Below are 15,967 nucleotides of genomic sequence, written 5' to 3' on the forward strand. Positions count from 1 at the left end.
AATACTAGATTCGCTCTTACTGTTTTGTATCATTGTTATAAATCTAACTCCACATCTTCAACCTTATCAGTCCAGTTAAAGTTTTCATAAGTATATATAATTCTTTCTCTACCTTTATTATCATAGATTATTATTTTCTTCGGTCTATTATTTTTAATATCATAATATAAGCTACCTTGGCAAATGTTGTTATTGCTTCCAGGAATCACTGTTGTTATCACAAAGCACTCACTATTATTTATTGTTTCAGTTTCAAATTCTAATTGTTCATTTGTATATATTAATCCTATATATTCACCAATAAATCCATATTTAAATACTTCATCAAACCCTTTATCTAAGGTATACTCTTTGATATTCTCCTTATCTTTAACAAGTATCTCATCACCTTTAAAAGTAAAAGATCTCTTATCCTTTAAATCCAGTTTATATCCTATATCTTTTTTATAGGTTTGAAACCCTTCATACTTATTTGTTTCTCTGTCATTTACGACCTCTATAGTTATATCACTCTTATAGGCTTTAATCTCACTTAAGGAATCAATTACATTATACTCATCTAAAGTCCTTGTTCTTCCTTTAATGAATAAAGCCACTGCAATGGTTAGGCATATAGCTATAATAAATAGTGTATAAGTTAGTCTTTTTTTCATAAATTCCTCCAATTACTTATTACACTATATGTTTATTATAGTTTTCTACTCTCTATAACCATATTTATTTTATTATAATCCACAGTTATTTCTATGTATCAATTACTATCCAAAATTTCTTTTATCCCAAAAGGTAATTCTTCTATAATATGGGTAGCATTGACACAGAACATATTCTCTGCTAGCCTATCACCACAATATCCATGTATAAATGTAGCAATGCATGTAGCTTCTAGAGCATCATATCCCTGAGCAATAAATGAAGTTATAATTCCTGTCAAAGTATCTCCCATTCCACCTGATGCCATTGCACTATTTCCTGTAGTATTCTCAAAAACCTGTGTTCCATCAGTTATTACAGTTCTATGGTCCTTTAATAAAACTATTACATCATACTCATAAGCAAAATTCCTTGCTACTTCTACCCTATTTTCTTTTATTTCATCAACAGATAATCCAGTTAATCTTGCCATCTCCCCATAATGAGGTGTTAATATAATGCTATTATTTTTACTATGAAGCAATTCAAGTTTTCCCTGTAGTACATTTAGTCCATCCGCATCTATTACAATAGGGCATTCTGCATTTTCAATCATACTTTTCACTATATTAAAAGTTAACTTAGCATTCCCCATTCCTGGTCCAATAGCAATACAATTAGACTTAACCATAATATTACCTATTTTTTCACTTTGCTCAAAATTGATTGTCATAGCCTCATTTAACTTTATGCTCATTATCTCCTGTATTTCTTTAGGAACGCAAAGGGTCACTAATCCAGCGCCACTTCTTACTGCACTTTGAGTAGTAAGATATGCAGCACCAGAAAAGCCCATAGAGCCAGCTATTATAAATGCTTGTCCATAATCTCCTTTGTAGGTATCATCATCTCTAGCTTTTAATATACTTTGTATCATTTCCTTATCCATTTGTATGGCCCTATGTTTAAATCCTATAAACCCTAATCTATTAATTTTTAATTTATCAAAAGGATTTACCATATTAAACGACCTCCAAAACAGCATAGGCAATAGCACTATCGCATCCGTGAGAAATACTCAGATGAATAGTTGTATTCCCATTCTTGTTAGCAATATTTTTTGCCTGCCCTTCTAATGTGACTGTAGGTTTACCAAGAGTAGTACTATCTACTATTATATCTCTGAAGTTGAATCCTCTAAACCCTGTTCCTAGTGCTTTTGAAACCGCTTCCTTTGCAGCAAACCTACCTGCTACATATTCCGGCCTTAAATTCCTAGTTTTCAAGTATTGTATTTCTTTACTTGTAAATATTTTTTCTAAAAACTTTTCATTTTTTTCCATTACATCTTTTATACGTCTTATTTCAACTATATCTACTCCAACTCCTACTATCACCATCTCACCTCCAAACCTAAATATTTCATATACTTATAATTAAATTATAAACATATTTTTACATCTTTAATTTTAATAAATAAATAGGTTAATATCAACTATAACTTATATATATATGAAAGTATATGATGATAATATTTTCAATTATCATATTAATTAAGTTTAACTTTATAAACTACTCATATAAATAAAAATAGTTATAATTAATTTGCTATTGCTTGTACAAGTTCGTCAAAATCAGCATAATATGCCTCTATATATTCTTCTATAATATCTATAAGATGTATTGGTGAGACCACATTATTTTTTAATAATCCCAGAAGTTCACTTCCCTTATATCTATTAGGAGTTATACATTCTACATGTTCTTTGTATTGCTTTACATGTTTGCCTTTATTTTTCACTTCACTTTCTATTTCTACACCATATACATCTATAACCCTTCTTTCACCATTCATATGGACCTCTAATTCTGATTGAATTAAATTATAAGTGTATTCTATAGTATTCTCTTCACATACCATGTTAGATTTCAACGTCTCAATTATCATAAAAGCACCCCCAAATAATGTAAAACCATTTATAGCAATAAAATTACAACATTTTATTGCCTAAAGAAATTGTATCACTATATAAAAAAATAATGTGTAAATTCTTGTAGGCAACAATAATATATTCCCCCTCAAAATTTACACCTTATTTCACAAAATTACTTATTCTTTACAGTTATACAAAACTATTTGTTATTGTTAATATATCAGTGGATAAAATGTTAATATTATGTGAGTTTTCTTGTCTTTTATTGTAGATTAATTTTTCTTGTCACTTTTTTATGTTTTTATTGATGTTATCCACATATTTTTCCACTTTTTGTTCATAAGACTTGTTTATAATATGTGTAGAAAACTTTGCTTCATTATACATATTAGTAACTTCATCAACTTCCATACAGTTATCCACTTTTATCTTAACAATATTACCAAGTTGTCTTGGAGTCATATATGTCTTAAAAATCTCTTTTTTATTTGCAACTTCTACAAACTCACTATACTTATATAAAACTTCTTCCCTAGGGGTACCCTTCTTTCTAAATATTTTTTTGATTTTATCTATAACTTTTTTATAACCAGGATCCTTTTGCTCAATCTCTTCAATTATTTCAGTATAACCATCATCTCTATTTAAATTAGTACCTTTTATTATTTTTCTTATGATACTACTTACAATTAATATTAATATTATTGTAACTATAACCTTCATTATAAATATAAATGTGGGACTTGCTGTTACCATTTCTGGCGTTAATCCTTTTATATTTGGGGGATTTTTACTACCTGAATCTATTCTTCCAAATATATCTTCTAAAGCTCCTCGTCTTTCAGTAAATAATTTTTGTAAAGCATTAAAAACCCAAGTCATTGGAATCCCAATAATTTTTACTATTACATCTATTATAAATTCAGTTATAAATTCAATTCCTCTATACAAAATTGAAACTACCTTCACAAATATATTATAAAAAAACTCCTGTGTAGTTAATAATGCCAATGAAATTAGAGATATATTTATAATTTTATTCACTTTTGAACTTTTTATATTATAACAATATCCCATAGTCTCTCTCATAGTTATAACCATCAAAATCAGATATATAACTATACCTCTAAATATGATTTCTGCATAAATAGGCCTGAACATACTACAGATAATTGATGCTATGAAAATATAAGAAATTCCATTTATAAAAATATTTTTATATCTATCATAATTTATATTTTCATTAGTTTCTCTAAGTAAAACAGCACTGATTAATGCTACAAATATTATATCTACAATGGCAATTACTATTTCTTGACTAAATATTTCGTAAACAATAATTGGGATTAAAGAAACCCCAATACAAATCTCTACCTTCTTACCTTTTCTTAGTAAATATTTGCTAGTTAATATAGATATCATCATTAAAATGAAAATAGAAAATTTCATATCCTTAGAAAATATAAGAGCTGTTACTATCATCCAAACAACAGATGTTAGCATACTAAATGTTATATCATAATAAAGCCTAACTTGTTCAGACCAACTCATTACTTCATCTCCCCCTTATATGAAATTTTATCAATTCCTTTGATATTTTTAATTTTGTTTTCTCTAGAAACATCTATAATCTTTATTTTATAGCCATTTGCCACTAGAATATTTAAAATCCTAATATCTTTTTCATTTAAATAAGTAGTAATTAATACATAGGTACAACTTTTATCAAAATAAGGCATTCTACTCTTTAAGTATTCATTAAGTTCATATTTTACAGCAAGATATATTCTAGTACAAAACTCCAATATACTATTAAAACTTCCTACCTTCGGCTCAATCTCATTTACAGAATTTTCATTACAGTAAATCAAATGTGCATTACTCCAAATACCTGTTGGGATACTTTCTTTAGATGCTTTTGCAGCTAATGCAACTGCAATATCTATAGATGTTTCTATAATATCTTCATCTATATAATTACAACAAGGATCTCCACATTGTGTATTAAGGATTATAACCATCTGTTGTTCTGAAGTATAATCATAGTCCTTAACCATAAGCTTATCTGCCTTTAATGAAGTTTTCCAATGAATATCCTTCATTCTATCTTCAACGTTATACTCTCTTACTCCTTTTATATATAAAGGATCCTTATGTATCCATCTCCTTACTGTATTATCTCCTAAAAAATTTGTCACATCAAATCTAAAGCTTCCTATTGATTTTACCTTAGGATAAATTAAAACTTCAATATAATCATTCTGCTCTCTACTTTTAATATTTAGTCCCACCATATCCCCTATAAAAATATTCATGCACTTTATTATGTAAGCTCCTCTTTTTTTTCCTACTAAAGTATAAGTTCTACTTTTTCTTTGAAATTTACCCATTACATACTTGCATATGTGCCAATTATCATTTCCATATTTGTAAGTAGAGACTTCGCCAACAAATCTTAATTCAACAGGTATTCTTTCTTCCACCACCAAGAATAGAACGGGCATTCTTTTATTGTTTTCTACTTTCATAGTTATTGTAAATTCTTCGCCCACAGTTACCCTATCTGGTTTTATTTCCCTATACACCTTTAAGTTTTCATACCCTTTTTCAGTAATAAAACTCATTATATTTACCAGTATAATTACAATTGCTGCAAAAACAAATATTTGAAGTATCATAATACACCTCTATTGCCTATCTATTGGAGTTTCTATAGTTGCGAGAATCTTTTGTATAACTCTTTCACTCTTCTCACTGCCACTATTTATTTCGCTTTTCAAGATAATTCTATGACTCATTATAGGTATTGCAAGCTCTTTAACATCTTCAAGAATCACATAATCTCTTTCTCTAATAGCAGCTAATGCTTGACAACCTTTCATAAGATTTAATGTAGCTCTAGGACTACATCCCAACTCTATTTCACTGTTAGTTCTAGTAGCATTGACTAAATCTACTATGTATCTTCTTATTTCATCACTAACATAAACTTTATTATAATTCTCTTGAACATAGTTTATTTCTTCTATAGTTATAGCAGACTCTAGGGAGTCTAATGGATCTTTTCCTATAAACCTATCCATCATTTTTATTTCTTCATCATAGCTTGGATACCCCATAGATAATCTCATAAAAAATCTATCTAATTGAGCTTCCGGTAACGGGAATGTACCAAATTGTTCTACTGGATTTTGAGTGGCTATAACAAAGAATGGCCTCTTTAACTTTATCGTATTTCCTTCTACTGTTATCTGTCTCTCTTCCATACACTCAAGTAAAGCAGATTGTGTTCTTGGCGTAGCTCTATTTATTTCGTCAGCTAAAACAATTTGACTTAGAAGCGGTCCTTCTCTGAATTCAAATTCTTTTGATTGTTGATTATAAAAATATATTCCTGTTAAGTCCGAAGGTAATAAGTCTGGTGTAAATTGAATTCTTTTAAAGCTACAATTCATAGTTTTTGACAATGTTTTGCACAGTTTAGTTTTCCCAAGTCCTGGAACATCTTCTAATAATACATGACCAGAAGTTATAAATGACACTATTATTTTATCAATTATATGCTCTTTACCAATTATAACTTTAGATATGTTTTCCATTGCTTTCTCTCTAAATACTTTAAATTTTTCAAGCTCCATAATAAACCCCTCTACCCTTATATTTTGTTTAACTATAATCTATATTTTATACCTGAAATTTACCATTTTTAAATAAGATTAAAGTTTTGCCTTATGAATTTATTATACTCTTAATATGCCTATTATCCAAATATTTTTAATATACTAACCTGTGACTTTTTAATAAATAAATATTTTTTTACTTATTATTAATTAATTTAAAAAAGCCTACTCTATTGTGATATTACAATAGAATAGGCTTTACTGATTAAAAATATTGTTTAGATTGTTATACACATATATGCGATTTACTAAAATAACAATTTAAGTCATGTAGATTTAACCAATTTCTTCTTTAGGTTTCTTAGTATTCATGAACTGAAATTCATCTGCTATAACTTCTGATATGTACTTTTTCTGTCCATCTTCACCTTCATAATGCCTACTTTGAAGTCTACCAGTTACACTAATAACACTTCCTTTAATTAGATATTCATTAACAATTTCTGCTTTCTTTCCTCTTAGTACTACTGGAATGAAATCTACATGTTTTTCTCCCGATGCAGTTTTATAAGGTCTATCTACAGCCAAAACCAATCTAGTAAAAACCTTACTACTATCTTCAAAAACTTTAATTTCAGGGTCTCGTGTCAATCTACCAACTAAAACTATTCTATTCATCATATACCTCCAAAAAAACATATCATTTTTTGTAATTTTACCCATGAATATATTTTTTAAACATATTATTAAAAATATCTTAACCATTCTTTTAATGTATGAAAAATAAAATGCTATTGGAACAACTATTCCAATAGCATTTTAAATATTCTTATCTATATATATCTGAAAACTCAATTTTTATTCTTTCTAAATTATATTTATCAGCATGATATAGATTTGTTGAACAAAATTGATTTTTAGAAAGAATGTTTGGAAGTTCTACAATAAATTCACTTCCTCCATTAACAATACTTTTTACATATGTCTTTCCACCATGATTTTCAACTATAGATTTTACTAGGGATAATCCTATTCCACTCCCCTCGTGAGATCTGGTAAATAGATCCTCACCTTGCACAAATCTATCAAATATCTTTTCCTGAAGTTCTTCTGGAATACCAATTCCATTATCCTTCACTGAAATTTGAACCTTGTCCCCTAAATCATGAATAGACACCATAATAGTTCCGTCATCCTTAGAAAATTTAACTGCATTTGATAATAGGTTTAATATTATTCTTTCTATATTTTCTCTATCAATTCCTATAATTTTTTCTTCAATATCAGTATCGAATATTAAAGTCATACCTTTACTTTCCACATACTCTACTGCAGCCATAGTTATATCCTCTACTATAGCTACTATATCATAATTACCAAAATTCATTTTTAAGTTACCTACATCAATTCTAGTAACATCTATTAAGTTATTTATTAGTCTTAATAACCTATAGCTATTTACTTTCATTAAATCTAGATATCTATCCAATTGTTCATCATTTTTATCTTTATAATTGTATTGCAATACTTGTACAGTACTTAATATTATATTCAATGGTGTTTTTAGTTCATGGGACATATTAGATATAAATTCAGTTTTTAACTTATCATATTTTATAGCTTGTTCCAATTTAACTTTATTTAATTGAGCTTTTTTGCGTTCTGTAACTTCTTGAATTAAAAATACTACAGATCTTCCATAACTAAAATTTATTCCGAAACTTGCAATCTCAGCATCTATTAGTGCTCCATATTCCCTTCTCACTTTAACTTCCTTAAATTCTGTAGATTTTCCTCTAAATTGAGCATCAAAATACATTTCTTTAACTACATCTTTATATTCTTCATCTACTATATCTATATAGGATAAATTTTTTAATTCATCTATCCCGTTAAGTCCTAAAATATTAACTAAAGCCTCATTACCTATTTCAAGCTTACCATCAGAATATATAACCATACCAAAGGGTAAAAGTTTAAGAAGCTCAACATAATTATCCCTATTGCTTATTACTGCTTCCTCTACTTTTATTCTTCTTGTTATATCCCTAATTAAAAATATAGAATATATATCATTATCATTCACAAAACACATGGGTGTAACTTCACAATAAACAATGCTCCCATCTTCTCTAATAAACTTTCTTTCTACTATGTTCAAACTAGAATTATATTTAGAATACTGTTTTTTCAAAAATTCATCATTATATTGTATAGAATCTAACTTAATTATTTCAAAAATACTTTTACCTAAAAAGGTATCACTTTTTGGGTCTCCAATTATATCCATAGCAACTTTATTTATATAACTAATTCTATTTTCCTTTTCTATTACAATTCCAGTGGTACTATTAGCAAAAATAGCTTTATAAAAATTTATATTTAAGTCTATTTCTTTTGTTGAGATGAAGGCTTCATCCTCGTCTTTATCTACTACAATATATTTAAATTCTTCATGCTCCTCTAATTTGCTATTGTCTTTATTGATAACTTCTGATTTAAAATGGAGATTATTACTTACTATATTTTTCAACAACATTAAGGTGCCTTCACTATTACCAACTTTTATACTTCTAAAAACTAATTCTATTTCTATTTCTTTATATATTCTTGTATCTATACTTGCACGAATTCTCTCACTTCTATCATTTTTTATAAAATCCTTTACATCAAAGACACCACTCTTCAACGTAGAGAACTTTATCATTGTGTTTATATCCAACTCTTCAATTGAATCAATACTTTGAACTCCTAAAAATTCTAACGCTCCTTCATTGCAGTATTTAATTTCATTATTACTATCTATAACTATAATAGGTTCCGAAATGTTGTTGTAAAACTCCAAATCTTCCTTATTCTTAAACTCCATTATTTATCCTCCAATTTTAACGTTACTCAATGTACCACTTAATCATTTTACACTAAAATTAATACTTTTTTTACTACATTTTTCTACTATTATTCTACATTTTTTTCTTGACAGGTTAATGAGAATAAGTCTCCGTACCTCTTCTGAGTAAAAATAATAAAATTTGATATATAAAATAAAAACTGATATATATCATTGGGATTATATACCAGTTTTTATGCTCTATTATTAAATTATATATGCTTTAAATTAAATTTTTCTTCCAAAATTTTTTTAAAGTTATCTTGTAAGTCTTGTCTTTTTAAAGCAAATTCCACTGTAGCTTCTAAAAATCCTAATTTATCACCTACATCGTATCTTCTACCTTCAAAAATATAAGCATGCATACTTTCCTTTTCCATTAGAGTTTTTAAACCATCAGTTAATTGTATTTCATTTCCTTTTCCTGGTTTAGTATCTTCTAGTATGTCAAATATTTCAGGAGTTATAATATATCTACCTAAAATAGCAACATTAGATGGCGCTTCTTCAACCTTTGGCTTTTCCACTAAATCCTTAACTACATACTCTCTATCATTAATTTTATCGCCTTTTACAATTCCATATTTACTTACATTTTCTTTGGCTACTTCTTGAACTCCTAAAATTGAAGTACCATGTTTATCATAAGCATCCATTAATTGCTTTAAACAAGGAACTTCACTATCTACTATGTCATCTCCTAGCATAACTGCAAAGGGTTCGTCTCCAACAAAAGCTTTAGCACAACTTATGGCATGGCCTAACCCCTTTGGATTCTTTTGCCTAATATAATGGATATTAGCCATATTAGTTGACTTATGGACTAACTCTAAAAGTTCCTTCTTCCCATCTCTCTCAAGATTCATTTCTAGTTCTACAGCTCTATCAAAATGATCTTCTATAGCTTTTTTATTTCTACCTGTTATTATAAGTATTTCTTCTATACCTGAAGCCACAGCCTCTTCTACTATATACTCTATAGTAGGTCTATCTACAATAGGAATCATCTCTTTAGGCACCGCTTTTGTAGCTGGCAAGAATCTAGTTCCTAAACCTGCTGCTGGAATTATAGCCTTTCTAACCTTCATCTCATACCCTCCATTACTATTGACCTTATATAATATTCTACATCATTGTCATTCTTCTTCATTATCTTAACACAATATTACAAATAATTAAACTAAACATTCTCATAAGTGTTAATAATAAACATGAATTTATTATATTTTGAAGCTATTTTCTTTATCATACATTAATAGTGCATTCAGTTCTCCCCCTAATAAAATTGTAGTAGATGTTATTTGTAACCAAACCATCAAAACAATAACCACTCCTATGCTTCCGTAAATATCAGTATATTTCCCATAGTTGTTTACATAAAACGCAAACCCCATTGATAAAATTATCCAAGCAATACTTGTGAATATAGCCCCTGGAAAGGCCTCTCTACATTTTATTCGTCTTGAAGGTATAAGCTTATATATGGCTGTAAATATAACTATCATACCTGCAAAACCAATTGGGTACCTTAAATATCGTATAAAATAAAATAACTTAATATCAAGGTCTAACCATTGAACTAATTCTAAACTTATCATCTCTCCAAATACTAAAAAACCTAGTACAAATATTATCATAAAAGATATCACTATCATAAATAAAACGGAGAGTATTATTAACTTTATCTTATTTTTATCTTCCTCTTCATTATATGCTCTGTTTAACCCGTATCTTATGGCTCTAAAAGCTCTAGATGCTGTATAAATGGAGAACATTAATGAAAAAGATAATAAATTTCCATTTCTAGTTTGTAACAATTGAAGGGCTAAAGTAGATACTAAATTATATAATTCCTCGGGCATTATATTTTGTAAACTTCCAATCACTTCTATGGGATCTACGTTTATAAATCCAACTAGAGTTAGTAATAAAATCAAAAATGGGAAAAATGAAAACAGCATATCAAAAGCTAACTGTGAAGCTAATGAAGATATATGATGGTTCTTATATCTCAATGCCATTTTCACTGTGTTTTCAGTTATTTTCATAGGCAATACCCCTACCTTTTACATTATTCTATTGTCTATATATTATAATATTGACCTATTATCTAGGAAGTATATAGACAGTATTAAGAATTTATAAACTCAATTAAAAATTGACCTATTATTGGAGCTAAGTTTCCTTTAATTATACCACTTTCTTTAACATAATTAAACAAATCACCCTTCATATAATTTAGTATTAACTTTCTTATAAAATAATAAATTTCTTAGGATTATTATGAATAATAACTTTAAAATATATTATAATTAGTAATATAAGGGGTGATATTGTGAAAATTGGACTGGTACAGAATAATATTTTATGGGAAAATAAGCAATTTAACTTATCAGCAAGCAAAGAATTTTTTAAAAAAGCTAAAGAGCTAAAAATAGACTTACTTTTATTTCCTGAACTATCCTTTACTGGGTTTACAATGAACATAGAAAAATTAAAAGAATTTGATTTTTCTACGTTTTCCTACATTTCTAGTTTATGCAAAGGTTATTGCATTAATGCAGGAATTGGTTATATTCAGGGTATTACTAATGATATAAAAGGTAAAAATAATTATACAATAATATCTTCTAATGGAAATATTCTATGTAACTACTCTAAAATACATCCTTTCTCCTATGGTGAAGAAAGTAAATACTACATTGGTGGTGAGGAAATATGCTTTGCACAAATTGATGAAATAACCCTTTCACCTTTTATATGCTATGACTTAAGATTCCCTGAAATCTTTCAAATAGCTTCAAAAAAATGTGACTTAATTACTATAGCTGCTAATTGGCCTGAAAGTAGAAAAGAACACTGGATAACCTTGCTTAGAAGTAGAGCTATTGAAAATCAATGCTATATTGCTGGAGTTAATAGGATTGGTATTGGTAATAATATAAACTATAGTGGAAATTCTTTAATTATAGACCCTTTAGGTAAAATTATAGGTAGCACAGAGGAAGGTGTGGAGGATATTCTCATAGCAGACATAGATAGATCTTTAGTCAGTAGAGTCAGAAATTCTTTTAAAGTAAAGGAGGACAGACGAGAATTACTTTATAATAAATTACAAACTGATAACAGATAAAATATAATATTGTTGATATTTTTATTAAAATATTATATAATAAATATTATTAAATAACTATAATTATTAAAAGAGGTGTTAACATGGTAGATAAAGTTTTAGAAGTACTGAAAAATTCATCTGAGCCATTAAAAGCTGGAGAAATTGCTGAAAAGGCTGGTATTGACAAAAAAGAGGTAGATAAAGCTATAAAATCACTTAAAGCAGAGGATAAAATAGAATCTCCAAAAAGATGCTATTACGCTGCAAAATAGTTACTACCTTATAATTTAAAACAAATTAATCCTAAACTAAATTGAGCCTTCACTCATATTCTTAAAGTGAAGGCTCTAATATTTATTATTTTTTTGTATATTCTCTAAAAGTTATGTCTATAGGTCTATTTAAATAACCTTATATTATAATGTAGTATAATTATAAATAACTTCTATTCCTTCTTCTATATCTTTATAATTAACCATTTCCATATTTGTATCCTTATATCTTACAGGATAAACTAAGGTTCCAGTCTTAACTCCTACTCCCTCTTTATGGATTGTTTTACCATCACCTTGAGTTTCACCAAAGATATAATGTGGTTTTTTATCCATTTTTTCATAAACTTTTTCCAATTGTTCTTTCACTTCATGATGCATTAACAAAGTTTTATCCATGAACTTTATTCCTGTACCCTTTCCTAAAGAAAACTTTCCACTTCCCCCTAATGTATCTCCAGCATTTTCTCCATCTACAACTAAAGCATACATAGGATTTATTTCATAAGCAGCTGCTCTTGCTCCTCTTCCTCCTAAAGTGTTTTGAGTCGAAAATACAAAATATATTTCCTTATCTAACTTCTCTAATGATTCTTTATTCTCTATAAGTTTCTCTATAGATTTTAGTGACATATAACAGCCTACTCTATTATCTAAAGCTGGTGCAATTATATTCTTTTCTTCCTCTATAACATTAGATGTAATAATACATACATCTCCTTCTCTTACTAGTTCTAAAGCCTCTTCTATACTTTCTACTCCTAAATCTATATACATGTCATCTATTTTAGGACTATCTTTAGTTCCGCAAATTCTTCCTGAATTTCCGTTTTCAAATTCTACCATATTATTCACAAAGGCAGCTTCATCAAATTCTCCTACTTTTCCAATTCTCAAGAAACCATTATCTTCAATATACATAACTATAAATCCCATGGTATCTATATGAGAAGAAATCATAATTCTCTTTTCTTCCTCTCCATTACTTCTACCTATTTTAGCTATAACATTTCCCATGTTATCTACCTTATTTTCAACTTCTAGTGAATTTAATTGCTCAACAATTACACTTCTAACTTCTTCCTCATGTCCACTAACTCCAAATGCTCCTACTAAATCTTCAAATAATTTATTCATCACAAATACCTCCAAAATCTATAGTGTTTTTAAGTATTCTACTAATAATTTAACTGTGTTCTTTATGTCTTCCTTTGATGCTACTGAAACTGAAGAATGGATATATCTACATGGAACTGAAATAGTAGCAATCTTTGCCCCAGATCCTGTGCCATGGAAAGTAGCTGCATCATTTCCTCCAGCTATAGCTTTTCTTCTTTGATATGGAATATTTAAATTATTCCCTACTTCCATAATATCATCAGCCACATCAACATCGAATATACTAGTTAAATCCATTATTGATATAGCTGGTCCTCTTCCAACTTCAGTAGCTCTTAAGTGCTTAGGAACACTTGGCATATCTGCACATATTGTACCCTCTAAAGCAATTCCTAAATCTCCCTTTAAATTTAAAGACGAAATGAAAGCGCCTCTTTCTCCAACTTCTTCTTGAACTGCAAACACTCCATATAGGTCTACATCATAATTTTCCTTTAATGCCTCCATAAGTACAAAACATCCTACTCTATCATCAAAGGCCTTTCCCTTTACAAGCCCTTCTCCAAATTCATCATACTCTGTATCAAAAACTACATACTCCCCTAGATCTATAAGCTCCTCACTTTGTTTTCTAGACCTAGCTCCTATATCAATACAGCAATCACTATAATTTAGACCCTTTTCTCTCTCCTCTGCTCCTTGAAGGTGAATTGGTTTTGCTCCAATAACTCCTGGTATTTTATTAGGCCCTATAAGTACAGTCTTAGAAGGTATTATCTTAGCATTTATCCCTCCTAAAGCACTAAATCTTAAGCTTCCATCCTCATTGTAGCCAGTTATTATAAAACCTACCTCATCCATATGAGCATCAACTATTACTTTTTTTCCTTTACCCTTTTTATGAACAATAATATTTCCTATTCTATCTGTAAAAATCTCATCTACATAAGGGGTAACCTGTTCTTTAATAAAGCCCCTTACTTCTCCCTCAAATCCTGAAGGACCACTTAAAGAAGTCAATTTATCTAAAATACCGTTCTTTTGAAGAATCTCATCTAAAAACATACTAATTCCTCCAATTCTTCACCCTTTATACTCTCTATTAACTTTGCCATCATATATCCTGTGTTTTTTATATCATCCATATTTACAGTTTCCACTGAAGTATGCATGTATTTTATAGGAATTGATATAAGAAGTGTAGCAACCCCTTCACCAGCTACTTGAATATCCCAAGCATCTGTTCCTGTATTTCCGGCTTCCACTTCTAATTGAAATGGAATATTATATTCTTTGCAAACCTTCATAAGATGCTTTCTAACCTTAGGATGAATATTAGGACCTATACAGATTACTCCACCCTTACCTAGTTCAGTATCACCATGTTCAAGACCATACATTCCACAATCGAAGGTAACATCTACAGCAATACCTATATCTGGATTAATTCTATTAGTAGCAGTTTTAGCACCTCTATGACCTACTTCCTCTTGAGCAGAACATACAAAATAAACATCCATATCATGTTCTATATTTTTAAGTTCCTTAGCACATCTATATAAGGCTACAACTCCACCTCTATCATCAACAGTTTTAACACTTACATTATTATTTAAAAGTTCTTTATAGTTTCCTTTAACAGTAACATAATCTCCTGGTTTAACTATGTTCTCTAAAGACTCCTTAGAATATCCTGTATCAATCAATAAAGAATCTATAGTTACTGCTTTTTTTCGATCTTCATCCTTCATTAAGTGAGGTGGCTTAATTCCTATAATACCGTGAATAGCTTCTTTTCCATGGATTATAACCTCTTTAGAAACTAAAGTCTTAGGATCAATACCATTACCTTTAAATGCTAAAAATCCATTTTCTTTTACCTCTGTTATAATCATAAATACTTCATCCAGGTGAGCCATAAGCATGATTTTACCTTTGCCCTTACCCTTCTTATGAATAATTATATTATTTAAATTATCCCTAGTAACTTGTCCAAATTCCGAAAATACCTCTGTCACATAATCTCCAAGCCAGTGTTCTCTTCCACTAGGGCCATGAGACATACAAAGTGTTTTTAGTAACTCTTTATCCTCCATAATCATAAGACTCCCCTTCTAATTACAAAATACATTTAATGATAATAAAAGTATACCTTAGCTGTTAAGTATTTACAACAATACTACTAAGGCATCTGAAAATAAATAACAAGTCAAAGATGGGAAGTATATTTTGAGTTAGACAAGGAAACAGGTTCCATAGATAGTAGCACTATCTACGGGTTCTGTTGACGCAGTATAACACAAAATAAACGAGCATTCTGACTTATTTATTTTTTGAATATGCCTTAAGTAAAAATACTTCTTAACTTATATTTATAGTAAATC

The 15,967-nt window shown here is 28.9% G+C and carries 16 protein-coding genes; 2 read left to right on the forward strand and 14 right to left on the reverse strand.

The annotated features are described in order from the left end of the window. Positions 1–35: 35 nt before the first annotated feature. The 11 genes from B3B03_RS05305 to B3B03_RS05355 form a co-directional block, all read right to left on the reverse strand. A complete protein-coding gene (locus tag B3B03_RS05305) occupies positions 36–653 on the reverse strand; it encodes a germination lipoprotein GerS-related protein (protein WP_346847685.1) in 618 nt (205 codons plus the stop codon). 98 nt (positions 654–751) lie between these two features. Then, the gene (locus tag B3B03_RS05310; RefSeq protein WP_346847686.1) at positions 752–1,654 is read right to left on the reverse strand and encodes an NAD(P)H-hydrate dehydratase; all 903 of its coding nucleotides are present in this window, start codon (positions 1,652–1,654) and stop codon (positions 752–754) included. A 1-nt stretch (position 1,655) separates the two neighbouring features. Further along, the gene (locus B3B03_RS05315; protein WP_346847815.1) at positions 1,656–2,030 is read right to left on the reverse strand and encodes a holo-ACP synthase; all 375 of its coding nucleotides are present in this window, start codon (positions 2,028–2,030) and stop codon (positions 1,656–1,658) included. Between the two features lie 203 nt (positions 2,031–2,233). Next, complete coding sequence (locus B3B03_RS05320) at positions 2,234–2,581, reverse strand: DUF6514 family protein (protein WP_346847687.1); 348 nt, start codon at positions 2,579–2,581, stop codon at positions 2,234–2,236. 271 nt (positions 2,582–2,852) lie between these two features. After that, entirely contained in the window at positions 2,853–4,118 is a 1,266-nt protein-coding gene (locus tag B3B03_RS05325) for a hypothetical protein (protein WP_346847688.1), read from the reverse strand. Further along, a complete protein-coding gene (locus tag B3B03_RS05330) occupies positions 4,118–5,245 on the reverse strand; it encodes a DUF58 domain-containing protein (protein ID WP_346876646.1) in 1,128 nt (375 codons plus the stop codon). The genes B3B03_RS05325 and B3B03_RS05330 overlap by 1 nt, the downstream gene beginning before the upstream one ends. 9 nt (positions 5,246–5,254) lie before the next feature. Further along, positions 5,255–6,205: a MoxR family ATPase gene (locus tag B3B03_RS05335; RefSeq protein WP_346847690.1), complete on the reverse strand. Its 951-nt coding sequence runs from the start codon at positions 6,203–6,205 to the stop codon at positions 5,255–5,257. Positions 6,206–6,523: 318 nt separating this feature from the next. Beyond that, complete coding sequence (locus tag B3B03_RS05340) at positions 6,524–6,865, reverse strand: single-stranded DNA-binding protein (RefSeq protein ID WP_035132193.1); 342 nt, start codon at positions 6,863–6,865, stop codon at positions 6,524–6,526. Between the two features lie 151 nt (positions 6,866–7,016). Beyond that, positions 7,017–9,056 carry a PAS domain-containing sensor histidine kinase gene (locus B3B03_RS05345; protein WP_346847691.1) on the reverse strand — a complete coding sequence of 680 codons (2,040 nt, stop codon included), beginning with the start codon at positions 9,054–9,056 and terminating at the stop codon, positions 7,017–7,019. 233 nt (positions 9,057–9,289) lie between these two features. After that, positions 9,290–10,165, reverse strand: coding sequence for a UTP--glucose-1-phosphate uridylyltransferase GalU (gene galU / locus B3B03_RS05350; RefSeq protein ID WP_346847692.1), 876 nt, complete (start codon positions 10,163–10,165; stop codon positions 9,290–9,292). A 132-nt stretch (positions 10,166–10,297) separates the two neighbouring features. Then, positions 10,298–11,125, reverse strand: a complete 828-nt coding sequence (locus B3B03_RS05355; protein ID WP_346876647.1) for a YihY/virulence factor BrkB family protein — start codon at positions 11,123–11,125, stop codon at positions 10,298–10,300. A gap of 287 nt (positions 11,126–11,412) precedes the next feature. On the opposite strand from B3B03_RS05355, the gene B3B03_RS05360 reads away from it, so the two are divergent. Then, positions 11,413–12,210 carry a nitrilase-related carbon-nitrogen hydrolase gene (locus B3B03_RS05360; RefSeq protein WP_346876648.1) on the forward strand — a complete coding sequence of 266 codons (798 nt, stop codon included), beginning with the start codon at positions 11,413–11,415 and terminating at the stop codon, positions 12,208–12,210. Between the two features lie 83 nt (positions 12,211–12,293). Further along, positions 12,294–12,464, forward strand: coding sequence for an HTH domain-containing protein (locus B3B03_RS05365; protein WP_084178217.1), 171 nt, complete (start codon positions 12,294–12,296; stop codon positions 12,462–12,464). Between the two features lie 144 nt (positions 12,465–12,608). On the opposite strand, the gene B3B03_RS05370 is transcribed toward B3B03_RS05365, so the two are convergent. The 3 genes from B3B03_RS05370 to B3B03_RS05380 are packed head-to-tail and all read right to left on the reverse strand — an operon-like array spanning position 12,609 to position 15,679. Continuing rightward, complete coding sequence (locus tag B3B03_RS05370) at positions 12,609–13,601, reverse strand: hypothetical protein (RefSeq protein ID WP_346847695.1); 993 nt, start codon at positions 13,599–13,601, stop codon at positions 12,609–12,611. Between the two features lie 18 nt (positions 13,602–13,619). Further along, a complete protein-coding gene (locus tag B3B03_RS05375; protein WP_346847696.1) occupies positions 13,620–14,648 on the reverse strand; it encodes a M42 family peptidase in 1,029 nt (342 codons plus the stop codon). Next, positions 14,639–15,679 carry a M20/M25/M40 family metallo-hydrolase gene (locus B3B03_RS05380; protein WP_346876649.1) on the reverse strand — a complete coding sequence of 347 codons (1,041 nt, stop codon included), beginning with the start codon at positions 15,677–15,679 and terminating at the stop codon, positions 14,639–14,641. The genes B3B03_RS05375 and B3B03_RS05380 overlap by 10 nt, the downstream gene beginning before the upstream one ends. Between the last annotated feature and the right edge of the window lie 288 nt (positions 15,680–15,967).

Source organism: Clostridium sp. UBA5712 (assembly GCF_002419845.1).
Classification (GTDB): Bacteria; Bacillota; Clostridia; order Clostridiales; family Clostridiaceae; genus Clostridium_J; species Clostridium_J sulfidigenes.